Annotated in this window: 23 protein-coding genes; 14 read left to right on the top strand and 9 right to left on the bottom strand. The window is 55.1% G+C overall.

Annotated elements, in window-relative coordinates; all coding sequences use genetic code 11:
- The first annotated feature begins 20 nt into the window (after nucleotides 1-20).
- Nucleotides 21-446, top strand: coding sequence for a flagellar FliJ family protein (locus M2305_RS03425; protein ID WP_264648577.1), 426 nt, complete (start codon nucleotides 21-23; stop codon nucleotides 444-446).
- Here M2305_RS03425 and M2305_RS03420 read toward each other — a convergent pair.
- The 3 genes from M2305_RS03420 to M2305_RS03410 form a co-directional block, all read right to left on the bottom strand.
- Nucleotides 438-854 carry a hypothetical protein gene (locus M2305_RS03420; RefSeq protein WP_264648576.1) on the bottom strand — a complete coding sequence of 139 codons (417 nt, stop codon included), beginning with the start codon at nucleotides 852-854 and terminating at the stop codon, nucleotides 438-440. The two genes, M2305_RS03425 and M2305_RS03420, sit on opposite strands and share 9 nt — an antisense overlap.
- Before the next feature lie 73 nt (nucleotides 855-927).
- Nucleotides 928-1,440: a hypothetical protein gene (locus M2305_RS03415; RefSeq protein ID WP_052750021.1), complete on the bottom strand. Its 513-nt coding sequence runs from the start codon at nucleotides 1,438-1,440 to the stop codon at nucleotides 928-930.
- On the bottom strand, nucleotides 1,437-2,684 hold the full coding sequence (locus tag M2305_RS03410; RefSeq protein ID WP_099210664.1) for an aminopeptidase: 1,248 nt from the start codon (nucleotides 2,682-2,684) through the stop codon (nucleotides 1,437-1,439). The genes M2305_RS03415 and M2305_RS03410 overlap by 4 nt, the downstream gene beginning before the upstream one ends.
- Nucleotides 2,685-2,881: 197 nt before the next feature.
- Here M2305_RS03410 and M2305_RS03405 point away from each other — a divergent pair, with 197 nt between their 5' ends.
- Entirely contained in the window at nucleotides 2,882-3,673 is a 792-nt protein-coding gene (locus M2305_RS03405; RefSeq protein ID WP_264648575.1) for a glycosyltransferase family 2 protein, read from the top strand.
- 19 nt (nucleotides 3,674-3,692) lie between these two features.
- Here the strand turns inward: M2305_RS03405 and M2305_RS03400 are convergent, their stop codons facing one another.
- The 4 genes from M2305_RS03400 to M2305_RS03385 form a co-directional block, all read right to left on the bottom strand.
- The gene (locus tag M2305_RS03400) at nucleotides 3,693-3,977 is read right to left on the bottom strand and encodes a hypothetical protein (RefSeq protein WP_046899925.1); all 285 of its coding nucleotides are present in this window, start codon (nucleotides 3,975-3,977) and stop codon (nucleotides 3,693-3,695) included.
- Between the two features lie 133 nt (nucleotides 3,978-4,110).
- Nucleotides 4,111-5,181 (bottom strand): histidinol-phosphate transaminase, encoded by a 1,071-nt coding sequence (gene hisC / locus M2305_RS03395; RefSeq protein ID WP_264648574.1) that lies wholly within the window; start codon nucleotides 5,179-5,181, stop codon nucleotides 4,111-4,113.
- The gene (locus M2305_RS03390; RefSeq protein WP_046899923.1) at nucleotides 5,178-5,681 is read right to left on the bottom strand and encodes an ankyrin repeat domain-containing protein; all 504 of its coding nucleotides are present in this window, start codon (nucleotides 5,679-5,681) and stop codon (nucleotides 5,178-5,180) included. Before M2305_RS03390 ends, hisC begins: the two co-directional genes overlap by 4 nt.
- 35 nt (nucleotides 5,682-5,716) lie before the next feature.
- Nucleotides 5,717-6,736, bottom strand: coding sequence for an MBL fold metallo-hydrolase (locus M2305_RS03385; protein WP_264648573.1), 1,020 nt, complete (start codon nucleotides 6,734-6,736; stop codon nucleotides 5,717-5,719).
- 121 nt (nucleotides 6,737-6,857) lie between these two features.
- Between M2305_RS03385 and tkt the strand changes: the two genes are divergently transcribed.
- The 12 genes from tkt to M2305_RS03325 all read left to right on the top strand — a co-directional run bounded on the left by tkt (nucleotide 6,858) and on the right by M2305_RS03325 (nucleotide 21,256).
- Nucleotides 6,858-8,915 carry a transketolase gene (gene tkt / locus M2305_RS03380; RefSeq protein WP_264648572.1) on the top strand — a complete coding sequence of 686 codons (2,058 nt, stop codon included), beginning with the start codon at nucleotides 6,858-6,860 and terminating at the stop codon, nucleotides 8,913-8,915.
- Between the two features lie 11 nt (nucleotides 8,916-8,926).
- Nucleotides 8,927-11,797 carry a bifunctional transaldolase/phosoglucose isomerase gene (locus M2305_RS03375; RefSeq protein ID WP_264648571.1) on the top strand — a complete coding sequence of 957 codons (2,871 nt, stop codon included), beginning with the start codon at nucleotides 8,927-8,929 and terminating at the stop codon, nucleotides 11,795-11,797.
- Nucleotides 11,798-11,799: 2 nt separating this feature from the next.
- On the top strand, nucleotides 11,800-12,798 hold the full coding sequence (gnd, locus tag M2305_RS03370) for a phosphogluconate dehydrogenase (NAD(+)-dependent, decarboxylating) (protein ID WP_046899919.1): 999 nt from the start codon (nucleotides 11,800-11,802) through the stop codon (nucleotides 12,796-12,798).
- A gap of 82 nt (nucleotides 12,799-12,880) precedes the next feature.
- Entirely contained in the window at nucleotides 12,881-13,741 is an 861-nt protein-coding gene (locus tag M2305_RS03365; RefSeq protein ID WP_099210652.1) for a Cof-type HAD-IIB family hydrolase, read from the top strand.
- On the top strand, nucleotides 13,738-14,478 hold the full coding sequence (gene pgl / locus M2305_RS03360) for a 6-phosphogluconolactonase (protein ID WP_264648570.1): 741 nt from the start codon (nucleotides 13,738-13,740) through the stop codon (nucleotides 14,476-14,478). The genes M2305_RS03365 and pgl overlap by 4 nt, the downstream gene beginning before the upstream one ends.
- Nucleotides 14,475-15,167, top strand: coding sequence for a ribose-5-phosphate isomerase RpiA (gene rpiA / locus M2305_RS03355; protein ID WP_046899916.1), 693 nt, complete (start codon nucleotides 14,475-14,477; stop codon nucleotides 15,165-15,167). Before pgl ends, rpiA begins: the two co-directional genes overlap by 4 nt.
- Entirely contained in the window at nucleotides 15,155-15,733 is a 579-nt protein-coding gene (locus M2305_RS03350; protein WP_211507337.1) for a gluconokinase, read from the top strand. The genes rpiA and M2305_RS03350 overlap by 13 nt, the downstream gene beginning before the upstream one ends.
- The gene (locus M2305_RS03345) at nucleotides 15,717-16,196 is read left to right on the top strand and encodes a YaiI/YqxD family protein (RefSeq protein ID WP_046899914.1); all 480 of its coding nucleotides are present in this window, start codon (nucleotides 15,717-15,719) and stop codon (nucleotides 16,194-16,196) included. The genes M2305_RS03350 and M2305_RS03345 overlap by 17 nt, the downstream gene beginning before the upstream one ends.
- A 75-nt stretch (nucleotides 16,197-16,271) precedes the next feature.
- Complete coding sequence (locus tag M2305_RS03340; protein WP_264648569.1) at nucleotides 16,272-17,138, top strand: LysR family transcriptional regulator; 867 nt, start codon at nucleotides 16,272-16,274, stop codon at nucleotides 17,136-17,138.
- A 143-nt stretch (nucleotides 17,139-17,281) separates the two neighbouring features.
- On the top strand, nucleotides 17,282-18,724 hold the full coding sequence (aldA, locus tag M2305_RS03335; RefSeq protein ID WP_264648568.1) for an aldehyde dehydrogenase: 1,443 nt from the start codon (nucleotides 17,282-17,284) through the stop codon (nucleotides 18,722-18,724).
- Nucleotides 18,725-18,781: 57 nt separating this feature from the next.
- Nucleotides 18,782-19,309, top strand: coding sequence for a type 1 glutamine amidotransferase domain-containing protein (locus M2305_RS03330; RefSeq protein WP_264648567.1), 528 nt, complete (start codon nucleotides 18,782-18,784; stop codon nucleotides 19,307-19,309).
- A gap of 519 nt (nucleotides 19,310-19,828) precedes the next feature.
- The gene (locus tag M2305_RS03325) at nucleotides 19,829-21,256 is read left to right on the top strand and encodes a glycosyltransferase family 61 protein (RefSeq protein WP_264648566.1); all 1,428 of its coding nucleotides are present in this window, start codon (nucleotides 19,829-19,831) and stop codon (nucleotides 21,254-21,256) included.
- A 48-nt stretch (nucleotides 21,257-21,304) separates the two neighbouring features.
- On the opposite strand, the gene M2305_RS03320 is transcribed toward M2305_RS03325, so the two are convergent.
- Complete coding sequence (locus tag M2305_RS03320) at nucleotides 21,305-22,522, bottom strand: glycosyltransferase (protein WP_264648565.1); 1,218 nt, start codon at nucleotides 22,520-22,522, stop codon at nucleotides 21,305-21,307.
- A 312-nt stretch (nucleotides 22,523-22,834) separates the two neighbouring features.
- Nucleotides 22,835-23,947: a glycerophosphodiester phosphodiesterase gene (locus tag M2305_RS03315; protein WP_264648564.1), complete on the bottom strand. Its 1,113-nt coding sequence runs from the start codon at nucleotides 23,945-23,947 to the stop codon at nucleotides 22,835-22,837.
- Nucleotides 23,948-23,956: the final 9 nt, after the last annotated feature.

The raw sequence follows: 23,956 nt of genomic DNA, 5'->3' as shown, positions 1-23,956 counted from the left end.
ACACGATGGGAGCAGGTAAAATGAAGCAGATGCCCTTGGATACGCTCAAGCGCCTGCGGCGCCATGAACTCGAGGTCGTTGAGAAGGCGTTTGGCGAAGCAGTAGCGCGCGAGACTGCTGCTGAAGCAGTGTTGAGCAAGGCCCATCAGCTCCTGATTCAGGAGCAGGGGCTGGCGTCAGATCCACAGGCTGATGACGATGCAGTAGAAGCATTCAGCCGCTGGTTGCCCGTTGGCCAGCGTGCGATCGCTGACGCACAGGAGCTTTGCCGGGAGGCAGCCCTTGATCGGGATTGTCTTCGTTCGGCTCTACTAATGGCTCAGGCAGCTCTAAAAGCTGTTGAGAAACTGCAGGATAAGCAGCGGCTTGAGATGAATTATCTCGCTCTCCGTAAGGAGCAAGCCGCTCTGGATGAACTGTCGCTGCGTCAGAGGGCCTTATACTGACGTTGCCGAGCGTAGAACGCCTGCGAGTTGGTGTGCCGTTCCGATAAGTGTGCAGGCAACAGGGTGCGTTTCATCACGGACGAAGGCGAGAATCAAAGTCCTGTCGCTTGGGAAAAGATCGCTTTCAAGGCTGACGACGGGCGCAGTCCCGCCTTCTTCAGACGCCGCCTGAGCGGCATGGGCCAAGAGTCGCGTTACGGCTTTTTCGAGAGCCGGAAGCACGATGGTGTGCGGCGTATCATGTTCTGCGGCGTGGGCGGCAACAAGCTCGTCCCATCCTTCTCTTGTGATGAACGCAGGAACACCATCGGGCGGTGTTTCCCGTTCAGCACGGAGAATAGCTCCAGACTGGGCAAGCCCCAGAATGTTGACGGCAGGGAGTGAGGAAGGATCAAGCACGACAGACATGTCGGCTTTTTATCAGCGAGGGATTGGGAAAAGAAGGCGCGCCCTGCATAAAGTCAGGGCACGCCCGTAAAAATTAGTGGGGAGGGTTGCCCATGGCCTGCATCAGGGCGTTGACCTGATCCGGATGGGCTTTGAACAGCGCAACGTTGTTCGGGTTGGGAGACGGCATGCCTGCTGGAACCTGTCCGTTGCTTACGGCAAGTGTCATGCCAAAGGTCGTCATGCCCGTGATGAAGCTTTCCGGCGTAAAGCCATGGGATGAGAGCACAGCGGCAAAACCGGGAACCTGACCTGCCTGGCTAATCATCGCCTGCAAGCCGAGCCCCTGAGAGTTGGGTGGCTGGATATTGCGGGCCTGAAGCTCCCCAATCGCGCTCGTTGCACGTGGCATGAAGTCTGCGGGCAGGGCGTAACGCATGGCACGCTCTGTGTCGGCCTTGAACTGCGGGGGAACCTGCGCAGGCTGCTGGGCTTGCTGCCCATCAACCTGTGTTTGGCTTGGGTAGCCCTGTGCGTGCGCAGAAAAAGGAAGAGCCGCGCTGGCGAAGAGAGCGAGCGCTGTGAGCGTTTTGATGTTCAAAGTCATGCGTTTACCCATTCGCCGGAACGCATCAGAGGCGTGCGGCTGCCGTTTTTGATCCCATCGAGATCGATTTTATCCGAGCCAATCATCCAGTCGATATGGATCAGGGAGTCGTTAACGCCACGCTCCAGAAGCTGTTCCGGCGTCAGACCTTCAATGTCGACCATGCACTTGGTGTAGGCTTGGCCCAGCGCAATGTGGCTGGATGCGTTCTCATCGAACAAGGTGTTCCGATAGAGGATTTCGCTTGCGGAAATTGGCGACGAGTGGGGCACAAGGGCCACCTCGCCAATCCGGCGTGCGCCTTCATCGGTGTCCAGAATACGATGGAGAACGTTTTCACCCTTGCTCGCGTGTGCTTCGACAATGCGGCCATCTTCAAAACGGACGGAAATATCGTCAATCAGTGTGCCCTGATGGAATAGCGGCTTGGTACTGCAGACGGTGCCGTTTACACGGGAGCGGTGCGGTGTTGTAAAGATTTCTTCGGTTGGGATGTTCGGATTGCAGACAATGCCGTTCAGTGCCTCTTCCGATCCGCCAGCCCAGGCATGGCCATCTGCAAGGCCAACCGTAAGATCAGTACCGGGGCCGGTGAAGTGCAGGGCGTCAAAGCGTGTGTCGTTCATGAATTTGGCACGGGCATGCAGGCGGGCGTTGTGGGCCTTCCAGTCTGCTACCGGGTCTGGGACATCCACGCGCGAAGCTTTGAAAATGCCGTTCCACAGCGCTGTCAGTGCATCTTCTGGAGCCAGATCGGGGAAGACCTGTGCCGCCCATGCCGGGGTGGCGCAGGCGATAATGTTCCAGTTCACTGCGAACTGGGTAATGATTTCCATCGCCGGGCGGTTGGCTGCTGAGTTGGCGCGGTTCGCGCGTGAAATCCGCTCTGGATCCTGGCCTGCAAGAAGGGTTGGGTTGGCACCAGTAATAGCCATGCGCGCTGCCCCTTCACGGAAGGCGCGGGCAATACCGTCAGCCAGCCAGGTCGGGGCTGTATCGAAGGCGGCATCAGAGGCATGGACATAACGGGCGAGTGTCGTCTCGTCATCGGCGTACAGCGTTGTGACGAGTGATGCTCCAGCCTTGTAGGCGTGTTCGGTAACGCGCCGGACCAGCGGAACGGCATCCAGCGGGGCTGTAATGAGGAGCTGCTGCCCCGGCTTGATGTTCAGTCCGACGCGAACTGCGACTTCGCCAAGGCGGTCAAGAAGCTGCTCGTGCGAAAATTGGGAAGTAGCGGACACATCTTGCTCTTTCGCAGTGAAATTCTGTTTTTCATCGTGGGGGCTGCACGACCGAAGTGCAAGAGCATGCCTGGTGGCGCCTGAAGTCGATGGATCCTCGCTCTAATGAGGTTGGTGTGGCTCTTTGTGTAGAGACGAGATTAAGTGCCGGGTTGAGCAGCATGGACGGAGAGTGCGGCACGCCGTAGTCTTGCAGGATGCGTCCTGGACTTCATATTTTCGCTGACGATGGTCAGCCGGACCAGCAGCTGTTTGATGTCGCTGTTGTCATTCCCAGCCTGCTGAGGCCCTCATTATTTCACGCTTTGCGGTCAATCTTCGCCCAGAGTGCTGACCTGCGCGTGCAGATTATGATCGGTGCGGATACTACGCCACCAGATGGTGCGCGGGAGATGCTGGAGAGTGCCTGTCAGGCGCGTCCGGAGGGCTGGTCAGTGGACGTGCTGTGGCCGGGATATTCCACGTCTGTGCGGCATGGAGGGTTTGGTCGCGCGCGTGATGGAGGCGTGCTGCGGAGTGTCCTGAGCCAGCTCTCCAATGCGCCTCGGGTGGCTTATCTGGATGATGACAACTGGTGGGCACCAGATCATCTGTCATCGCTTCTTGAAGCGATCGATGGAAAGGACTGGGCCTGGTCAGGTCGATGGTTTGTACATCCCAAAACGTTAAGGCCGGTTTGTGAAGATCAGTGGGAATCTGTAGGCCCGGGCGGGGGGCTCTTCCGCGAGTCCTTTGGAGGGTTTGTAGACCCGAATTGTCTAATGATTGATCGGACGAGAGTTCCGGAGGTTCTGGATCTCTGGAATCAGCCTCTTCCGCAGGATCAGGGCGGGATGACGGCAGATCGAAGTGTTTTCAACTGGCTGAAAAGCCGGCCCGGCAAACCTACCGGAAAGTACTCAGCATTTTATGTTCTGACGGAAACGGACGGCATGCATCCCGTTCGTCTGCAGTGCATGGGAGAGGCGTGGAACCGGGCAGGCCTGTAAGGCTGCCCGGTTCGCAATTTCACATGGAGCGAATGGTGTTCCGGCGCGGCGCGCGGCGCTGACGCTGCTGGTCCTGCGGTTGGGCGCTTGGGTTGGCGGCGCGGGTAGCCTTGTCACGGGCTGCGGCACGGAGTTCGGTTTCCAGTTCCTTGATACGGCGCTGGACGCTCTCTTTCAGAGCAGGGGATGTGTGAGACTTCATGGAAGCAAGTGTTTCCTTGAGGTCCCGAAGCTGCTTTTCCTTCTCTGCCTGGTTACGGCGGATAGGCTGATTGTCGGACATCTGTCCGTGGAATGCGCGCATGGTCTTGGTCTTTCAGCACGAAACGCCAGAGGCCTCCGCATCATCACTGAATGCGGAACGGTGCGCGAATGCACACCGGGCAGCCTCTGAAAGGTCATGATCGTGAGGGCGGATCAGTCCGCCCAACTGTGGTTCAGGATCGGTTTGTGAGAATGATGGCTCGCAGGGCGTCAATCAGGCGTGTGCAGGCCTCGTCAGTTCCGATCGTGACGCGTAGCCAGTTCTGGATACGCGGGGTTGAAAGATGCCGCACCAGGATCGAACGCTCGCGCAGGGCGCTCGCAACCGATCCGGCCGGATGCGCCGGGTGGCGCATGAGAATGAAGTTGGCACAGGATGGAAGGACTTGGAAGCCGAGATTTTCCAGTTCAGGGACAAGTGTTTTCCGGCTGGCGATCACTCGGGCTGTAATCTCTTCCAGCCAGTCCGTATCCTTGATAGCAGCGATGGCCCCTGCCTGCGCCGGGCGTGAAAGCGGATAGGAGTTGAAGCTGTCCTTGACGCGGATCAGTCCTTCAATCAGTTCCGGTGAGCCAATGGCGAAACCGACGCGCAGCCCCGCCAGAGCATAGGATTTTGACAGTGTCTGAACGACCAGAAGGTTGTCATGACGCTTCGTCAGCTCGATGGCCGAGTCGGCACCGAAATCTACGTATGCTTCGTCGATGATGACCGTCCGGTCCGGGTGACGAAGAGCAAGCGTCTCGATCTGTTCAAGCGAGAGGGCCAGACCCGTATTGGCGTTGGGGTTCGCGACGACAACGCCACCGCAGGGGCCATCATAAGCATTGATGTCGATCTCGTAGTCGTCGTTGAGCGGGAACTGCTTGAAGGGCTGTTCAAACAGGCTGCAATAGACCGGATAAAAGCCGTAAGTGACGTCCGAGAAGTAGAGCGGTGCGTCATCGTGAAAGAGGGCACGGAAGGCGTGAGCCAAGACTTCATCGGAGCCGTTTCCAACGAAAACCCGGTCTGTTGTGACACCGAAGCGCTTTGCGATGGTTTCACACAGGACCGTCGCAGTTGGGTCCGGGTAAAGGCGAAGGTCGTCCGTTGCAGTCTCTCGAATAGCCTCCAGCACCCGCGGGCTCGGACCATACGGAGACTCGTTCGTATTGAGCTTCAGCAGGTTGGTTAGTTTAGGTTGTTCGCCGGGGACGTAAGGGTCCAGAGTGTGGACGCGTTTGTTCCAGAAGCGGCTCATGCGCCTGTTTCCTGATCGAAAAAGCCGGTCACACCCTGTCGCTCTGCGAGGTCACGGGCAGAAACGCCGTCGCCGTCCCGATGATCCGGATTGGCGCCCGCAGACAGAAGAAGCCGTGCCATGTCCGTACGGCCAAACATGATGGCGAACATCAGAGGTGTCCGGCCCGAGAAATTTGCGTGATCCACCTGAGCCCCATTGTCGATCAGGACCTGTGCAATGTCCGTCATGCCTTTGAAGGCGACGCCGGACAGGGCTGTGGCCCCCTTCAGATCAACGGATTCCGTATTGGCTCCGCGTGCGAGGAGTAGCCGCGCGGCGTCCAGATGTCCGTTGTAGGTCGAGACAATGAGGGCCGTGTAGCCGCGACTGTCAGGTGTATCGATGACCATTCCTGCGTCCAGAAACTGGGTCAGGAGGTCCGTGTCACCCTCACGGGCGGCGTCAATGAACAGGGCAGTGATCTGTTCAGGCGTGAAATTGACGGTCTGTGCGTTCATGACGGTTTCCACAAGGGGGACATAGTGCCGTTAGGTTAGCGGCTTGCGGGAGGGGGCGAAAGAGCCAGGGTTTCCCCGTTTTCCAGAGCTTTAAAGGGACGGGCACGGTCCTGAAAGGCCAGATTGAGGCGTGCCGCAGGTTCCAGAATAGCTTCATCAGTCAACTGGAATGTCCCGAAGTGAATGGCCATCGCCTGGGTGGGCTTGAGGGTGTCAAAGGCCATGACCGCCTCTTCCGGATTCATGTGAACACGACGCATGAAATTGCGTGGCTCATAGGCACCGATTGGCAGGATTGCGAGGTCAATCGTGTTCCAGCGATTATGGATCGCGTCAAAGTGACGGCCCCAGGCTGTGTCCCCGGCGAAGAACACGGTTTTGTCCTGCGTTTCGATCATGAAGCCGCCCCAGAGGGCCTTGTTCTGATCGAATGGAGTACGGGCACTTCCATGCAGGGCGGGCGTTGCAGAAATGCGCGCGCCTTCCGCCTGCGTGCTGTTCCACCAGTCGAGTTCGACAATGCGGGGCAGTCCAGCTCTTTCCAGATGGCTGCGGTTCCCCGGCAACGTAATGCACAGCGGATCACCTTTGCGCGCCAGAATGCGCAGGGTCGGGAGGTCCATGTGGTCGTAATGGCAATGTGAAACCAGAATGAGATCGATTGGCGGCAGGTCTTCAAAACAGATGCCGGGTGGCCGGACGCGTCTGGGGCCGAAACTCCGGAATGGGGAGCAGCGTTCTGAAAACACCGGGTCCGTGATGATGCGTAATGGTTCACGTCCCTGCCGGCCGAACTGGAGCAGAACGGTGGCATGGCCGATGAACGTTGCGAGACATTCACCGGGCGCGGGAGCAGTCAGGGTGTGGGGTTTCTGGGGAGGCAGGGCATCAGGCCAGCGGGGACGCAGGCTGAGCTGCCACTTCAGGATATTGCGGAAGCGCTGGGCAGGGGTTCGTCCTGAAACAGCGTTATCCGGGCGCCACGAAGGTGGGTTGAAATAACGTGTTCCATCGAAGTGAGGCGGGTTGTCGTCAAGCACAAGACCGTGTTTCACAATATGGTTTACCCATCAAGCATTGCGTCAGACGTGATATCGCGTCATGCCGTGGCTGCAGAAGGTGCGGGGGCATCATTGACCTTTCCCCCGCTCGTCACAAGCCGGAGACCCCATACCGATGAGTACGCTTCCTGAACTCGGTATCAATACCATCCGCACCCTTTCCATGGACGCCGTCGAGCGTGCGAATTCTGGGCATCCCGGAACCGCAATGGCTCTCGCCCCGGCCATGTATGCGCTGTGGCAGCATGATCTGAACTACGATCCTGCCGATCCGCTATGGCCAGCCCGTGACCGGTTCGTCCTGTCCGTCGGACACGCCTCCATGCTCCTGTACTCGACGCTGTTCTTGACAGGCGTTCGGGATATCCAGGATGGAAAGGTCGTGGACCAGCCAGCTCTCACTGTCGAGGACCTGAAGCAGTTCCGCCAGCTGAGCTCTCGGACGCCGGGCCACCCGGAATATCGTTTCACCTCAGGTGTTGAAACAACGACCGGCCCGCTGGGTCAGGGCTGTGGCAACTCCGTGGGGATGGCCATTGCTGAAAAGTGGCTGGCTGAAACGTACAACCGCCCTGGTTTCAAGCTGTTCGACTATCACGTCACGGTTTTCTGTGGTGATGGCGACATGATGGAAGGTGTGGCTTCGGAAGCGGCTTCAACGGCCGGTCATCTGGGCCTCGGCAACCTGACCTGGGTTTACGATTCCAATCAGATCTCTATTGAAGGCTCGACCGACCTTGCCCTGACCGAAGATGTTGGCAAGCGTTTCGAGGCCTATAAGTGGCACGTTCAGACACTGACGGACGGTAACGACGTTCAGGCAATCCTGAAGGCCCTTCAGGAAGCCAAGAAGGTCACGGACCGCCCGAGCATGATCGTTCTGAAGACGGTCATTGGTTACGGTGCGCCGAAGAAGGCCGGCACGGCATCTGCTCATGGTGAACCGCTGGGCAAAGATGAAATCAAGGGCGCGAAGGCAGCTTATGGCTGGCCGGAAAATGCCGGTGATTTCTATGTTCCGGATGGTGTCCAGGAGCATTTCGCCGAAGGTCTCGGCAAGCGCGGTGCAGCGGCCAGTGCTCAGTGGCGCGAACTGTTCTCGGCTTACAAGGAAGCGCATCCGAAGGAAGCCGCCGAGCTTGAAGCAATCTTCGAGCACCGTCTGCCAGAAGGCTGGGACAAGGACATCCCGGTTTACGAGGCTGATGCCAAGGGCATTGCATCCCGTGCAAGCTCGGGCCAGGTGCTGAATGCCGTTGCCAAGAACCTGCCCTGGATGATCGGTGGGTCTGCTGACCTGACGCCCTCCACGAAGACAGACATCAAGGGTGGCGGATCGTTCCAGCCGCCGCAGTGGGGGGGCACCTATGGTGGCCGCAACCTGCACTTCGGTGTGCGTGAACACGCGATGGGTTCGATCTGTAATGGTATCGCGCTGTCCGGCATCCGCGCCTATGGCTCTGGCTTCCTGATCTTCTCTGATTACATGAAGGCTCCGATCCGTCTGTCGGCCATCATGGAACTGCCGGTCACGTATATCTTCACGCATGACTCCATTGGCGTCGGTGAAGATGGCCCGACCCATCAGCCGATCGAGCAACTTGCTCAACTTCGCGCGACCCCGGGCATCATGACGATCCGCCCATCCGACGCCAACGAAGTGGCAGAGGCATGGCGCACGCTGATCCCGATGACGCATAAGCCTGCTGTTCTGGCTCTAAGCCGCCAGAATCTGCCAACCATTGACCGTACGAAGTATGCAGCGGCTTCCGGTCTGGCCAAGGGCGCGTACGTTCTGGCCTCCTGTGAAGGTAAGCCGGATGTGATTCTGATGGCTTCGGGTTCTGAAGTATCGCTGGTTGTCGAAGCTTATGAAAAGCTTACGGCAGAAGGTGTGAAGGCCCGCGTGGTGTCGATCCCGAGTTTCGATCTGTTTGAAGAGCAGAGCCAGGAATACCGCGATTCCGTTCTGCCGCCTGACGTGATCGGCCGCGTGGCTGTCGAGCAGGCTGCGGCCTTCGGTTGGGACCGTTATGTCGGTCTTGGCGGCTCGATCATTGCCATGAATTCGTTTGGTGCATCGGCTCCTGCCTCTGCACTTCTGACCAAGTTCGGTTTTACGCCGGAAGCAGTTTATGGCGCCGCGAAGCGTCAGGCTGCCCGTAGCAAGTAAGGAGAGAACCTGTGGCGGACACAATCTCTAACACCGGCCTAGACAAAGTGGGCAGTGTCCTGCGGGATCTGGAAAAGCACGGCCAGTCCCCCTGGCTAGACTTTATTCAGCGCAGTTTTACGGAAGATGGCAGCCTCAAGAAGCTTGTCGAGGAAGACGGGCTTCGCGGGGTCACCTCCAACCCGGCCATTTTCGAGAAGGCCATCGGTAAGGGGACGGAATACGATCCCCAGATCCGCAAGCTTCTCGAAGGGGAAGGTCTCTCTGCTGGAGACCTTTACGAGCACCTCGCGATTGATGACATCCGCGCTGCCTGCGGTGTCCTTTATCCGGTGTTTGAAAAGACAAAGGGTCTGGACGGGTACGTCAGCCTCGAAGTCTCTCCGTATCTGGCCTTTGACGCGCACGGCACCATCACGGAAGCCCGTCGCCTGTGGAAGGCTGTCGGTCGCAAGAACCTGATGGTCAAGATTCCGGGTACGGAAGAAGGCACGGGTGCCATCCGCGAAGCGATTGCAGACGGCATCAACATCAACGTGACGCTGCTGTTCTCCCTGGAGGCGTACAAGGCCGTTCTGGAAGCTTACATTTCCGGTCTTGAAGCCCGCGCAGCCCGTGGGGAAGACATTTCCCACATCTCCAGCGTTGCTTCCTTCTTCGTCAGCCGTATTGACGCAAAGATTGATGGCGAAATTGATCGCCGCGTCTCTGCTGGTGACAAGGACGCAGAAGCGCTCAAGGGTCTGCGTGGCAAGGTCGCCATCGCAAACGCTAAGGCCGCCTATCAGTATTACCTTGACGTCAAAAAGAGCCCGCGCTGGCAGGCACTTGCTGCCAAGGGTGCAAATCCGCAGCGTCTGCTCTGGGCCAGCACCGGCACGAAGGACAAGGCTTACTCTGACGTCCTGTACGTCGAAGAGCTGATTGGTCCTGAGACGGTCAACACCATTCCGCCAGCAACGTTCGATGCGTTCCGCGATCACGGCAAGCTCCGTGAGAGCCTGACGGAAAACATTGAAGAAGCCCGTCACGTTCTTGCTGAGGCCGAGCGCCTTGGTCTGGATCTGGCCGGTGTCACGGCGAAGCTGGTGAAGGATGGCTGTGCCTCCTTCTCCGAGTCCTTCGACACTCTCCTCGGTGCGGTCGCTGAAAAGCGGGAGTCTGTGCTGGGAAAACGGTTGCTCCACGTCACAGCTGACCTTCCCTCGGATATCCGCGACGATGTTGCTGAATCCGAGACGGCGTGGAGCAAGGAAGGTCTGGTCCGTCGCATTTGGGCGAAGGACGCCTCTGTCTGGACGAATGGTGCTGAAGCCGGTTGGCTGAACTGGCTGACCATCGTTCAGGATCGTCTGTGGCACATTGAAGAGCTGGAACTTCTGGCTCGTGATGTCCGCAGTCGTGGTTTCTCTGACATCCTGCTTCTGGGTATGGGCGGTTCGAGCCTTGGCCCAGAGGTTCTGGCCGAAACCTTCGGTCAGCAGGAGGGTTGGCCGAAGCTGCATGTTCTCGACAGCACCGACCCGCAGCAGGTTCGGGCTTACGAGAAGGCTGTTGATCTCAAGAAGACCCTGTTCATCGTGGCCAGCAAGTCTGGCGGCACGCTGGAGCCGAACATTTTGTTCGCGCATTTCTGGACGGTTGCCGGTCAGGCTCTGGGCAAGGCTCCGGGCGATAACTTCATCGCCATCACGGACCCTGACTCCCACATGCAGAAGGTCGCCGAAGAGAACGGCTTCTGGCGCATTTTTTACGGTGATCCAAAAATTGGTGGACGGTTCTCTGTCTTGTCAAACTTTGGACTGGTGCCAGCCGCAGTCAGCGGTCTTGATGTTCGCAAGTTCCTGACCATTACCAATCTGATGGTCGAGAGCTGTGGTCCGAGCGCACCTGCACACGTTAACCCGGGTGTGACGCTGGGTCTGATCCTTGGTCATTCCGCCAAGTGCTTCGGCCGTGACAAGGTGACGATCCTTGCGTCCAAGGGCATTGCGTCCTTCGGGGCCTGGCTTGAGCAGCTTATTGCGGAAAGCACCGGTAAGAAGGGCACAGGTCTGATCCCGATTGACGAGGAAGTGCTCGGCACGCCCGACGTCTACGGCAAGGACCGCGTTTTTGTGGACATCCTGCTGGGCGACGACGTTCCGGACAGTCGTCTTGGGGCACTGCGTGAAGCTGGAGCGCCGGTGATTACGGTGCGTCTGGCAGACAAAAACGAGATCGGGCAGGCCTTCTTTGTCTTTGAATTTGCAACTGCTGTTGCAGGTGCTGTTCTGGGCATTGACCCGTTTGATCAGCCGGATGTCGAGTTCAGCAAGGTTGAAACCCGCAAGCTGACGAACGCCTATGCTGAAACTGGCTCCTTGCCAGCAGAAGAGCCGTTCGCGATCGACGGAAAGCTGTCTTTCTACGCAGATGAAAAGAATGCGGGTGTTCTTGGGGGAGGAGACGCTGTTTCCGTTCTCAAGAAGCATTTCAGCCGTGTTGGTGCGGGCGATTATGTCGGTCTTCTGGCCTATATCGAGCGCAACCGCGAAACACGGGACTGGGCGCAGGACGTTCGGATGGAATTGCGCGACGTGCTGAAGGTTGCCACGGCAGCCGAGTTCGGTCCGCGGTTCCTTCACTCGACAGGCCAGGCATACAAAGGTGGCCCCGACAGTGGTGTTTTCCTTCAGGTAACTGCGGCTGATGCTGCTGATGTCCCGGTTCCGGGGCATGGTTTCAGCTTCGGTGTCGTCAAGGCGGCACAGGCACGTGGTGACTTCGAAGTTCTCTCGGCCCGTGGGCGTCGTGCCCTCCGGGTGCATATCGATGGACCGTTGGAAGAGGGCCTGAAGACCCTTGCCACGGCAATCCATAAAGCGGTGGCAGGAGCATAAACATGCGGATCGGTATCATTGGTCTGGGTCGTATGGGCGGCAATATTGCCGTCCGTCTGACCCGGCATGGACATGATGTTGTTGTGCATGACCGCACGGCTGCCGTGACGGCAGCAACTGTGGAGCGATCCGAAAAGGGTCGCGCCACAGGCGTGGACAGCGTCGAGGCGCTTGTGAAGGGTCTTGAAGGTGACACGCATCGTGTCGTCTGGGTCATGCTTCCGGCTGGTGCGATTACCGAAGCCTGCGTGAAGCAGCTCGGCACGCTTCTCGGCAAGGGAGATGTCATTATTGATGGTGGCAACAGCTACTACAAGGATGACGTCCGTCGTGCCGAAGAGCTGGCAGCGAAGGGGATTTCCTACGTTGACGTTGGCACGTCCGGCGGTGTGTGGGGCCTCGAACGTGGCTACTGCATGATGTATGGCGGGCCGAAAGAGGCTGCGGATTATATCGATCCAATTCTGGCGGCTCTGGCACCTGGAAAGGGCGATGTTCCCGTCACGCCGAACCGGGATGCGACCAATCTCGATCCGCGTGCCGAGCAGGGTTATCTGCACTGTGGTCCGTCCGGTTCGGGCCACTTTGTGAAGATGATCCATAACGGCATCGAGTACGGCATGATGCAGGCCTTCGCTGAAGGTTTTGACATCATGAAGAGCAAGAACTCGCCCGTTCTGGCCGAAGGTGAACGCTTCGACCTGAATATGGCGGATATTGCCGAAGTCTGGCGTCGCGGCAGTGTCGTGTCGTCCTGGCTGCTGGATCTGACGGCGGAAGCGCTCGCGAAGTCGGGAGAACTGTCCGAGTTCTCGGGTGAAGTTGCTGACTCTGGTGAAGGTCGCTGGACGATCGAAGCCGCGATTGAAGAAAATGTGCCGGCGCCAGTGATGACGGCGGCGCTGTTTACCCGTTTCCGTTCGCGTTCGGGCAATAACTTCGCCGAGAAGATTCTTTCGGCGCAGCGTTTCGGCTTTGGCGGTCACGTCGAGCAGAAATAAGCCCCTCTGACGGATGGGCAAGGGGGAGTGGGCACAGTATGCTCACTCCCCCATTCAATATGGCCGACCGACAGGGGCTTGTATGTCCATTGACCTAGATACCATTCACGCGGAACTTCCAGCTCTTCCGGATACGATCCGGATGGTTGTGTCCGACATGGATGGAACGCTCCTGACACCGGAAAAGACAATCGCTCCCTCTACGATGGCGATGGCAAAGGAGCTCCAGAAGCGCGGTATTCCGCTCTGTCTGGCAAGCGCGCGGCCCCCGGCTGCGATGACAAAATACATTTCACAACTCGGCTTGAGCGGTCAGAACGCGGGTTTCAACGGCGGCATTATTTTCTCGCCGGACGGAACACCGACAGTGAGCCGTGTCCTTTCGCGTGATGTGCTCTCCGTGGTGCATGACATGCTGCATGTCCATGGGATCGAAACGTGGCTGTTGCGTCAGTCTTACTGGATGGTTAGTGACGCCGCGACGCCGTTTGTAGAGCATGAGCGCCGTATTACCGGGCTGACGCCTCATGCTGTTCCGGATCTGCGTCATGAGTTTGACGGGATCGGTAAGGTCATGGGTGTGAGTAACAACTATGATCTGCTGCAGCGTGTCGAGACGGAACTGGCAGTTATGCTTCGTGGTGAAGCCAGCGTGCGCCGTTCCTCCGAAATGCTGCTCGATATTACGCCTGCGCTCGCCAACAAGGGCGAAGCCGTCCGTGAGCTGGCTCTCGCCCACGGCGTAAAGCCGCATGAAGTGGCCTGTCTGGGTGATGCCCACAACGACCTGCCGATGTTTGCTGTCGCGGGGCTGGGCATTGCCATGGGACAGGCTGAAGACGATGTGAGAGCCGCTGCCCAGGTTCTTACTGACACCAATGAGCGTGATGGCTGGGCCAAAGCCATTGAGCGCTACATTCTGCCAAGGGTCAAAAACACATGACGACCGATATCCGTACTGCCACACTGGAAACACTGCCGAGCTCAGAAGCAGTAGCCCTTCGAATGGCGGATCTTCTGGTGGAAGGTGTTTTTGCCAAGACGGACGGCAAGTTCCGTGTGGCTCTGTCTGGCGGTTCGACACCCAAGCGACTGTTCGAACTGCTGGCCGAGCCAGAGCTGGCAAAGCGCATTCCGTGGGATCGCATTGAGATTTTCTACGGGGATGAGCGCCATGTTCCCGAAGGGCATGCAGACAGCAACCATACGGTTGGTCAGTCTGTTCTGATCAGCCGTGTTCCGGTTCCTGCCGAGAACGTTCATCCGATCCCGACGGGTGGAACGGTCGAGGCGGATGCGCGCGCCTATCAGAAAACTCTTGAGACTGCATACGGCGCGACGGAGCTAGACCCGGCTCGTCCGCTGTTTGATCTCGTGATGCTTGGCCTGGGAACTGATGGACATACGGCCTCCCTGTTTCCGGGCGAGCCTGTGCTTCAGGAAAAGACGGCATGGGTTGGAACGGCAGCGCCGAAGACCGCACCCTACGAGCGTATTACGCTGACGTATCCTGCCATCCATTCCAGCGCGCTGGTCGTCTTTCTGGTGACCGGGGCATCCAAGGTTGAAATGCTTCAGCGTCTTCGTGAAGGCGACAAAACTCTGCCGTCTGCAAATGTGACCAGTGTAGGTCGGATCGTCATTCTGGCAGATCGTGCCGCAACGGGAGACGCCGCATGAGCTCGGATATGGAGGCGCACAAGCGCACTGCCGCTCGTCGTGCTGCCGATATGGTCAAGAGTGGCATGGTGGTTGGACTCGGCACGGGAAGCACCGCTACTTACATGATCGAGCGGCTCGGTGAACGCGTGGCAGAAGGCCTTCACATTGTCGGGATTCCGACATCCGAAGACAGTGCCCGCAAGGCCAAAAAAGCGGGTATTCCGCTGACGGATTTTTCCGCGCATCGTCAGCTTGATATTGCCATTGATGGCGCGGATGAGGTTCAGCGGGGGCCGTTGCACCTCATCAAGGGCCTTGGCGGGGCGCTTCTGCGTGAAAAGATCGTGGCTCAGGCGTCGAAGATATTTGTGGTGATTGTGGATGGCAGCAAGCCAGTTGATCACCTTGGGGAGCGTGCTCCTGTTCCCGTGGAAGTGATTCCTTTTGGTTGGGAATGCACGGCAGAACGGTTGTCAGCCTGCGGTGCCAAGGGCGTTAAGCCCCGGACCGACCGTGATGGGAACCTGTTCGTCAGTGACAACGGCAACATGATCCTGGACTGCACGTTCGGCCCGATCGAGGACCCGGAAGATCTGGCGCGCCAAATAGACGCGATCGTGGGTGTGGTGGAACACGGCATGTTCCTGAACATGGCGTCTGAAGTTCTGGTTGCGACAGAACAGGGAGTGGAGCGATGGGAACCATAGAGACTGCGCACGTCAGTAAGGCCATAGGTGTCCGGCCGCGTTTTCTGGTCGTGATGGGTGTTTCCGGGACAGGCAAGACAACAATCGCCACCGGCCTTGCCACCCGCTTGGGGTGGCATTTTCAGGAAGGGGATGCGCTCCATCCCCAAAGTAACGTTGACAAGATGAGCTCAGGTCAGCCGCTGACGGACGAAGACCGCGAGCCCTGGCTGGAACTCTGCCATGACTGGCTGAGCAGGGAAGTAAAAGCGGGTCACGGTGCTGTCCTGACCTGCTCCGCCTTGAAGCGCATTTATCGCGAACAGCTACGCCGCGATCTTCCCGTTGAATTTATTCATATTCGTGTTGCTCGTGACACTCTGGCTGATCGTATGACCCATCGAAAAGGTCATTTCATGCCGCCAAGTCTGCTGCCAAGCCAGCTTTCCACATTTGAAGAGCCGGGTGACGACGAGCCGGTCATTCACGTCTGTGGTGAAGATCACCCCGATGTTGTGCTGGAGAAGCTGATCCAGCAGTTTCGTGATGAAGAAAACCAGAAGGAACTCCATGCGGCTGTTGGTTGATGCAGATGCCTGCCCTGTAAAGGACGAGATTTACCGTGTGGCAGGCCGTTATGGCCTCCAGACGCTGGTTGTTGCCAATCGCTGGATCAATATCCCCCAGTCGCCACTGATTGAGCGTGTGGTCGTGCCGGAAGGGCCAGACGTTGCGGATGACTGGATTGCAGAGCAGGCTGTCACAGCAGACATCGTGGTTACGAACGACGTGCCACTGGCCGTGCGGTGTCTGGAAAAGGGGGCGGCCGTTCTGCGTCCCAACGGTGAAGAAATCGATGATCGGTCCGTAGGAATGGTCTCGGCCATGCGGGATCTGATGCATGACCTGCGCGAAACCGGAGTGGTGAATACGTACAATCCATCCTTTGGAAAAGCGGATCGGAGCCGGTTTCTTTCCGCTCTCGATACGCTCATCGTGCGACTCCGCAGGAAAGCTGCCCTTTCCAGAGTGATCCCCAGTTCTTCATAAAACATCCACAGGGACGTCCCCGGAGATGTTCCATGAATCTGGGGATAAGAGTCCGCTGTTGAGGAAAAATCGCCCATGAATCCGTTGCGTCTTGCACAGCTGGAAATGTTCTGTGCTGTCGTCGAGACAGGAACTGTGGTGGCAGCGTCACGGAAACTGAACTGTGTGGCGTCCAACGTGACGGCGCGCTTGCGGGAACTGGAGCAGCTTCTGGGGCGGGAGCTGTTTACGCGGGAAAAGAACCGTCTCTTTCTGACTCCGGAAGGACGATTGTTTCACCAACAGGCCAAACGCGTCGTGGAAGAGGCACGACACCTGACAGATCTCTTTTCTGAAGGTGTGCCTCGCGGAATACTGACTGTTGGCGCCTTGGACGTCGCACTGAAGGAATATTTACCCAGTCGAGTGCCGCAGTTTCTGGCGGCGGCACCAGGTGTGGAAATCAGGATTCTGATCCGGCCGACAGATACGCTGGAGCGCATGCTGGTTGATGGCGAGATTGATCTTGCTCTGACGGATGGGCCAATCGAGCATCCCATGATGGGCAGTGCATTTGCTTTTCGTGAGCGTCTGGCACTTATTTTGCCCGAAGGGCAGAAGACACTTCAATCAGGCCAGACAGTCTTTCTGTTCAATACAGACTGTTTGTATCGCCGGTATTTCGAGGCTTGGCTGGAGCAGAAGGGCTTTGGCGGCGGCCTTATCCATACCGTTGAGTCTTATGACGTCATTTTGGCCTGCGTAGAGGCGGGGTTGGGTATTTCGTGTATTCCGCAGAGTGTTCTTTCAACTCTGGGGGCTGTTCGTAAGACAGGCATTGCTGTGCAGTACCCCACAGATCTTCAGGGCAGTGATATCTATTCGGTCTGGCGGGAGCCGCGAGTGAGCGTGTTGGCCCGGCTGTTCATGGATAGTTTGGGTTCAATCTCTAAAGACTCATAAATAGTGAACGAAACACTGATTTATCATCACTTTTAATAAAACATATCTCTTGCCAGTGTCGGGCCATCGATTGAACCGGCAGCGGTCTCATGCGTCTGGAATAAAGCGGCGCAGGATGCGCTTCCTGCAAAACAGGAGCACTCATGGCTCAGAAATACGATCTCTTCATTAACGGTGAATGGGTTTCCCCGCAGACGGGAGAATGGATTGCTGTCGAAAATCCTGCCACGAAAGAAACGGTCGGCCAGGCGGCTCGGGGTGGTGAAGCCGATCTGGATAAGGCGGTAGCAGCAGCCAAGGCGGCATTTCCGGCCTGGAGCCGAAAGACAGCGACGGAGCGCGCTGATTATGTCCATGCGCTGAAAGATCTGGTGAAACGGGACAAGAAGGTTCTGGCCCAGATCATTACGTCCGAAATGGGTAAGCCCCTAAAGGAAGCTGAAGTCGAAGTTGATTTCGCAATCGGGCTTCTGCGGTTTTCGGCTGAAAACACGCTGCGTCTTCAGGGGGAAATCATTCCCGGGAGTACCCCGGACGAGAAAATTCTGATTGATCGTGTGCCTCTTGGCGTGATTGGAGCCATTACGGCCTGGAATTTTCCGCTGGCTCTTTGTGCTCGCAAGGTTGGGCCGGCCATCGCTGCGGGGAATACGATCGTTGTAAAGCCGCACGAACTGACGCCGCTTGCGTCGCTTCATCTGGCAAAGCTGGTTGAGGAAGCGGGCATTCCCAAAGGTGTCGTTAATATCGTTACGGGTGATGGCCCGGAAGTCGGGGTTCCGCTGGTCGCGCATCCGGATGTGAAGCTCATCACCATGACCGGCTCAACGCCTGCCGGAAAAAAGATCATGGCCGCCGCAGCAGAGACGCTGAAGGAAGTTCGGCTGGAACTTGGCGGCAAGGCTCCTTTCCTGGTGATGGAAGATGCTGATCTGGAAAAGGCGGCTGAAGCGGCTGTGCAATCTCGCTTTATGAACACGGGGCAGGTCTGTACCTGCAATGAACGTACCTACATTCATGAAGCGGTTTACGACGACTTTGTGCAGAAGGTTCGCCAGAAGATCGGCGCTCTGAAAGTTGGTTTGCCGACTGACCCTTCAACGGACATGGGCCCCAAGGTGAGCGAAGACGAACTCAACAAGGTTCACGAGATTGTCGAAAAGGCTGTTCGCCAAGGTGCCACGCTGGAAACTGGCGGGGAACGCTTAACGGGCGGTGTCTACGATAAGGGCTATTTTTACGCGCCCACACTGCTGACGGACGTCTCACAGGATATGGACATTGTTCATAACGAGGTGTTTGGCCCTGTCATGTCGGTTATCAAGGTGGCGGATTTTGATCAGGCGCTCGCCTGGGCCAATGACTGCCGGTATGGGCTGTCAGCCTACCTCTTCACAAAGGATCTGGGTCGTATCCTGCGTATGACGCGTGAACTGGAGTTCGGGGAGGTCTACGTGAACCGTCCTGGCGGTGAAGCGCCGCAAGGTTTCCACCATGGCTACAAAGAAAGTGGCCTTGGAGGGGAAGACGGACAGCACGGGCTGGAAGCCTATGTGCAGACCAAGACGATTTATCTCAACGCTTGATGGTGAGAAGGGCAGCCCGAAACCGGACTGCCCTTTTTTTATGAAAGGACCGGAAACATGGTTAAAGTTGCTGCACTGGCCACTGATGGCCTGGAAGAAATCGAGCTGACATCCCCACAAGAGGCGCTGGAAAAAGCGGGCGCGACTGTGAGTGTAATCTCGTTGAAAGCAGGCGAGTTTCAGGCGGTCAACAAGGACATTTATCCGTCTCGCAAAATTAAAGCAGAGCTAGGCATTGCGGATGCGAAAGCTTCCGATTTTGATGCTCTTTTGCTGCCGGGAGGGCTTGCCTCACCTGATAGCCTCCGCATGAACCGGGATGTCGTGGCGTTCGTGAAGGAGTTTGTGAAGGCCAACAAGCCGATCGCTGCAATCTGTCACGGAGCGCAGGTTTTAATCGAAGTAAACGAGCTACGAGGCCGTACCGTTACATCATGGCCTGCAATCAAGACCGATCTTGAAAATGCGGGAGCAAGCTGGGTGGACACGGAGGTTGTGACAGACGGCCCTTATGTTTTCTCACGATGCCCCGACGATCTGCCTGCTTTCAACAAGGCGATTATCAAGCATTTCAAGGTGGGGTGATACATCGCATCACCAAGGCTGGACGAACGAGTCATGAATTGGATGGTCAGTCGTCTGGCTTTGAGATGTAATTTTCCAATGATCTTTCACAAATCGATAGCGTAGGCCGCTCCCTTTTAGGGATCGGCTGAATGCCTGTCGGGGTGTCAGGACACCTGAGACGGCTGGCGCTCTCATAGTGCCTAGAAGCGCCGGATCCACCTCTACGAAACACCCTGTCTGGTGAGCAAGATTTTGCAGTCGCTCATCCATACGCTGACTGGGAAGTTCCAGAGAAAACGGGCTCTGCTTGCACTCGGCTGACGCGCTGACGGGAACGCTAAAAAGAATAACGAGAAGACACACTGAACGAAGATACACGTTAACCTCCTGAGTATTCAGAGGGTTAACGTATGGCTGAACAATTTAGGCCTCTTTTCAAAAGATGTTTTGAAGAGCTGAAAAATAGCATAATATTTTTCAGCTAAATCGTGAGTGTTTCTTCGATTAAATCGTCTTTAAGATACAATGGAAATAATTATGAATAAAATAATTTCGGCTAATCCTGTTAGTGCAGGGCTAAAAATTTTTCAAAACCCGCCAGAAATAAATATCTATGATGATGTCCTTTATATCCCGAGAATTCCTGGCCCACATGATTTCAATTACGGTATTTATGATAGTTATGGGCGTCTTGTACAAACAGCTGGCCCTCGTCGAGGTTGGCCAAATTTTTCATTAGGACAGTCTCCAAGTTCCAGTATTTCTCCCTCATCATCATATCCGCGCGCGACGGAGAACTCATATTTTTATGGGGGGCATATTGGAACGCATTTTGGGCATTTTTTGACAGAGACATTACCGAGATTTTGGTGCGCACCACATTGGTATCTTAATAAAAAAATCATCTGTCACAGTGGAGATACTATAGAAAAATTATTTTCCGTTTCTTGGATTAAAGAAATTTTCGAGATGATCGGTCTTGTAAAAGAGCAATTTATTATTTTTGATCGTCCGACGACAGTCACCAGCCTCCTTATTTCTGGCGTATCATTTGAAGAAAATCATTTTTCTCATCGACAATTTGCAGAATTTTGCAATAGATTAGGTAGAAAATATGCTATTGATTTAGGTATTTCTGATCCAATTTTTCTTTCGAGAGAAAAATTCAAAAGTGCGATGAGAACAATAGACGGTGAGGAGGAAATAACCTCTATTTTAAGGAATAGAGGGTTTAGAATTGTTTACCCGGAAACTCTTTCCGTAAGAGAGCAAATGGGTCTTTTTTCTTCTGATAGATTGACCAGCGGGTTTGTTGGCTCCGCATTTCACAATAGTATATTTTGTTCCTCTCCTCGCGGTTTAGCGCTTTGCTATGGCAATAGTTATTCCACAAATTTCTGGCTGATGGACCAGGTCAACGACGCAAACATTCAATATTTTTCGACACCGACACTAATCCTTAAAAACTCTCCAGGAGCTGGCGTTCCCGCAGAGTTCACAATAGATAATCCTATGGACGTTGCAAACTTAGTCATAGATTATTACGAAGATAAAATTGTTTTAAATGAAGAAAATAACAAAAATAACTACAGTAAAAAGGAAGGTCCTTATTTAATAAAAACAAAATTCGACTCTTTTCTTCAAATAGACCGGCAGCTTGGAAAAATTCATGCTGGAAGTGGAGTCGGCCCGCGGATACATAAAATTTTTGCATATATTTATGATTCAAAATGGATAGAGCTTTCTACAGCAGGTGGGGATGTTTTATCTATGGATCAGCTTGATAGCATTTCAAATACTTTAAATTTTGAAATGCAGACTAGTCAAAATGAAAAAACATTTTCACTTAAGAATCCGGTCACAAGCAGGTTTGTATCCACAACTCCTGATGGAGTTGTGGAGTGCAATAGAGAATATGCACGAGCTTGGGAGCAATTTTTCTTGATTTCTACAAACCAAGACTAAGCAAAATATTATTGTCTCTTGAAATATTTAAGGGGCAATAATGTTTCTCTAAAGAGTCCAGTCCTGAATGCGGTCGGAGCGCATGGGGCTGGTGATGGGCTGTTCTAGTTCAGAGAAGCCTGAGAAATGGAAAATTTCCCATTTCTTCATTTCTGACCTCGAAAGCATAACATGGTCACCAAAACTATGATCTGTACAAAGGAAGAGGCCGTTACAGGAAAATCCTACTCCACCGTTTTTTCCATAAATGAGTTTGAAAGTGGCAGCTTCAGAACGTTTTTCCTTTAACGCGGCTTCTCCTGGTTGGCCCCATGTTATCCAAAATGTTTGATCTTTCAAAACTTTGAACTGCACCGTTTCACCTGAGACGGTAGCAATGATTCTAGGTCTTTCATCTTTTTTGTCTGGAGTGGAAATAACAACTTGAGATTTCTGATCCCAGACTAAATTCTGATCTGTGTTATCAGATAAAAACCATTCTCGTTTTGAAATTGTTGGAACTGGAATTCCACTTCTTGATAGAGTTGCAAAAGAAGTATGGAAAATAGCCATCTCTTCTTCATCTCTCCAGCACCAACGATGTATATGATCATGTCTTATGCTATTAAATACATCACCATTTTTAGAATAATCAGCTACCGGTGGGGGTTTATCAAGGCAGGTAACCTTGAGTGGGGAACGAATGAGATAAAAATTATGATCTCGGCCTGATTTTATGTAGCCTCCCCACCCTGCTCTTAGAAAGCGTATAGTATGTTCGACATGGGCATGGCCGTACCCCCGAAAGCGGGTGTCGAGATATCCGACGACCGAGAGCGCCTCTCGCGAAAAGGAGCAGCACTGGCCAGTTACATACCGCGAAATAATCGGATTGGAGACAGTGCCAGTTCCGCCAATTCGATCATTTAAGGGCCAGTGAGACGGGGCGAGATTAACGTGACCCCATCGTTTTGCTCCATCGATCCACGCTTGTTCCCAGCCGTCCTCTATTGGGAAAGTGTCTTCTTCAAGAAGAATGACGACATCGCAGTGGCACATTTCATGAAGATAAAAAATCGCTCGGTTTTTGTTCCATACGACCCCACAGTTTGGTCCTCGTATGTAAGCTACCCCGAGCTCTTCAAGCATATTCTGAGTGTTATCAGGTGATCCATCGTCAACGACGATAAGCTCATGATCGGCCTTGGTGTGGCGTCGGACCTGTTCAATGGTGTGGCGTGTAATATCACACCGCTTATAGGATAAGATCGCTATTCCCACACGCATGACTGTTTCCTTGCAAGCCTTGGCGTTTGCGCCACCGGTGTTATTCTTATCAATGGCGTTGCTTTATAATTTCGGCACACCAATTTGTTAAAATGGTAGAGCCTTTTTAGAAAAATGAAAATAAATTTTCGGGATAGTGTTTTTTTCATATTTCTTTTTTAAAAATGTCAGTCTGATCGTAAAATAAGACAATAGTTAAAAATCCGAATATTTTTAAAGTAATATTTTATTCTAAAAACTCGGTTTTTACAGAGTTTTCTACTAGTATATGGGAGGGTATTTCGAGGTAATTAAAATATCCTCCCATTTTTATTAAAATGTTGTGTCCACGAGATGGCGTCCTAGGGCTGGGTCATCTGTGAAGAACCCGTCGATCCCCATATCCAGGTAGCGGCGGACCTCTGCGATCATACCTTGGGGGTTGCGAGCTGCTGGGCCTGCGTCATTTCGAAGCTGAGCAGGAAGAAAGTAGTTTTCCGGGCGTGCTGTGTAGGAATGAACGAGCAGACCTGCACGGTGCGCGTCATCCACCAGTGTGCTGGGTTCAAGCCATGCGCCTTTGGAATCCCGGGGGATCAGATCTGTGTTCGATGGGCCGATGACGTCGGCATAATGACGGACCTCTTTGAGGCCGCTCGGTGTCATCAGGTCGCCGAAGGTTGTTGTTTTTCCTGCTGCGGCAAGATCAGGGGGAACCTGTCTGCGTTCACCCATCAGAAGCATCAGCCGTGTCTGTGGGTTGATGGCCAGTGCCTGCTTCCGGATACGGGCAAGGTTGGACGTTTCGAAAGACTGGATTTCGAGCGGGGCCTGACGCGTATATTCGTGCGCCGCGATAGTTTTGAGGAAGATTGCTTCCGGATCATGGCCGAGGCTGTGGAAATGCGTCGAGTGCTTGAGTTCCGGGATCAGACCGAAGGTCTTGCCGGTGGCAGCCGCCTGGGCAGCCACAACTTCGATGACCTCCTCAAACGTCGGGATTTCAAAGCGGTCGTTGTAGCGGGTGTTATGGACACGAAGGGTGGCCAGACGCTCACGGGCGCGGAGTGTTTTCAGTTCCGCAAGCGTGAAATCCGTGGTGAACCAGCCGGTCTGCTTTTGGCCGTCGATGGTGACGGTCTTTTTGCGGTCGGCAAATTCCGGATGGTCTGAAACATCCGTCGTGTCCGCGATGTTGCTTTCATGACGGACGACCAGATGGCCATCCTTCGTCATGACCAGATCGGGTTCGATGAAATCAGCGCCGTCCAGCATTGCCTTGGCATAAGCGCCGAGTGTGTGTTCAGGACGGAGAGCCGACGCGCCACGGTGGGCAAACACCAGTGGCTTTGGAGCCAGGGAGGGAGCCGCCTTTGCGGAGCGGCTCAGGTGAAGGGCAGGGAGGGCGGCGGAAAGCAGCCCCAGAGTGCGGCGGCGCGTCAGCATGGATCAGTC

Source organism: Gluconobacter cerinus (genome assembly GCF_025961355.1).
GTDB lineage: Bacteria > Pseudomonadota > Alphaproteobacteria > Acetobacterales > Acetobacteraceae > Gluconobacter > Gluconobacter cerinus.
This window is presented reverse-complemented; position numbering and strand designations above follow the sequence as displayed.

Coding starts and splice junctions, on each gene's coding strand:
- M2305_RS03365 (WP_099210652.1), top strand. CDS start 12,881: ATGTCCATTGACCTAGATACCATTCACGCGGAACTTCCAGCTCTTCCG.
- M2305_RS03320 (WP_264648565.1), bottom strand. CDS start 22,522: ATGCGTGTGGGAATAGCGATCTTATCCTATAAGCGGTGTGATATTACA.
- M2305_RS03425 (WP_264648577.1), top strand. CDS start 21: ATGAAGCAGATGCCCTTGGATACGCTCAAGCGCCTGCGGCGCCATGAA.
- M2305_RS03420 (WP_264648576.1), bottom strand. CDS start 854: ATGTCTGTCGTGCTTGATCCTTCCTCACTCCCTGCCGTCAACATTCTG.
- M2305_RS03340 (WP_264648569.1), top strand. CDS start 16,272: ATGAATCCGTTGCGTCTTGCACAGCTGGAAATGTTCTGTGCTGTCGTC.
- M2305_RS03400 (WP_046899925.1), bottom strand. CDS start 3,977: ATGCGCGCATTCCACGGACAGATGTCCGACAATCAGCCTATCCGCCGT.
- M2305_RS03405 (WP_264648575.1), top strand. CDS start 2,882: ATGCGTCCTGGACTTCATATTTTCGCTGACGATGGTCAGCCGGACCAG.
- hisC (WP_264648574.1), bottom strand. CDS start 5,181: ATGAGCCGCTTCTGGAACAAACGCGTCCACACTCTGGACCCTTACGTC.
- rpiA (WP_046899916.1), top strand. CDS start 14,475: ATGAGCTCGGATATGGAGGCGCACAAGCGCACTGCCGCTCGTCGTGCT.
- gnd (WP_046899919.1), top strand. CDS start 11,800: ATGCGGATCGGTATCATTGGTCTGGGTCGTATGGGCGGCAATATTGCC.
- pgl (WP_264648570.1), top strand. CDS start 13,738: ATGACGACCGATATCCGTACTGCCACACTGGAAACACTGCCGAGCTCA.
- M2305_RS03325 (WP_264648566.1), top strand. CDS start 19,829: ATGAATAAAATAATTTCGGCTAATCCTGTTAGTGCAGGGCTAAAAATT.
- M2305_RS03345 (WP_046899914.1), top strand. CDS start 15,717: ATGCGGCTGTTGGTTGATGCAGATGCCTGCCCTGTAAAGGACGAGATT.
- M2305_RS03330 (WP_264648567.1), top strand. CDS start 18,782: ATGGTTAAAGTTGCTGCACTGGCCACTGATGGCCTGGAAGAAATCGAG.
- aldA (WP_264648568.1), top strand. CDS start 17,282: ATGGCTCAGAAATACGATCTCTTCATTAACGGTGAATGGGTTTCCCCG.
- M2305_RS03350 (WP_211507337.1), top strand. CDS start 15,155: ATGGGAACCATAGAGACTGCGCACGTCAGTAAGGCCATAGGTGTCCGG.
- M2305_RS03415 (WP_052750021.1), bottom strand. CDS start 1,440: ATGACTTTGAACATCAAAACGCTCACAGCGCTCGCTCTCTTCGCCAGC.
- M2305_RS03315 (WP_264648564.1), bottom strand. CDS start 23,947: ATGCTGACGCGCCGCCGCACTCTGGGGCTGCTTTCCGCCGCCCTCCCT.
- tkt (WP_264648572.1), top strand. CDS start 6,858: ATGAGTACGCTTCCTGAACTCGGTATCAATACCATCCGCACCCTTTCC.
- M2305_RS03390 (WP_046899923.1), bottom strand. CDS start 5,681: ATGAACGCACAGACCGTCAATTTCACGCCTGAACAGATCACTGCCCTG.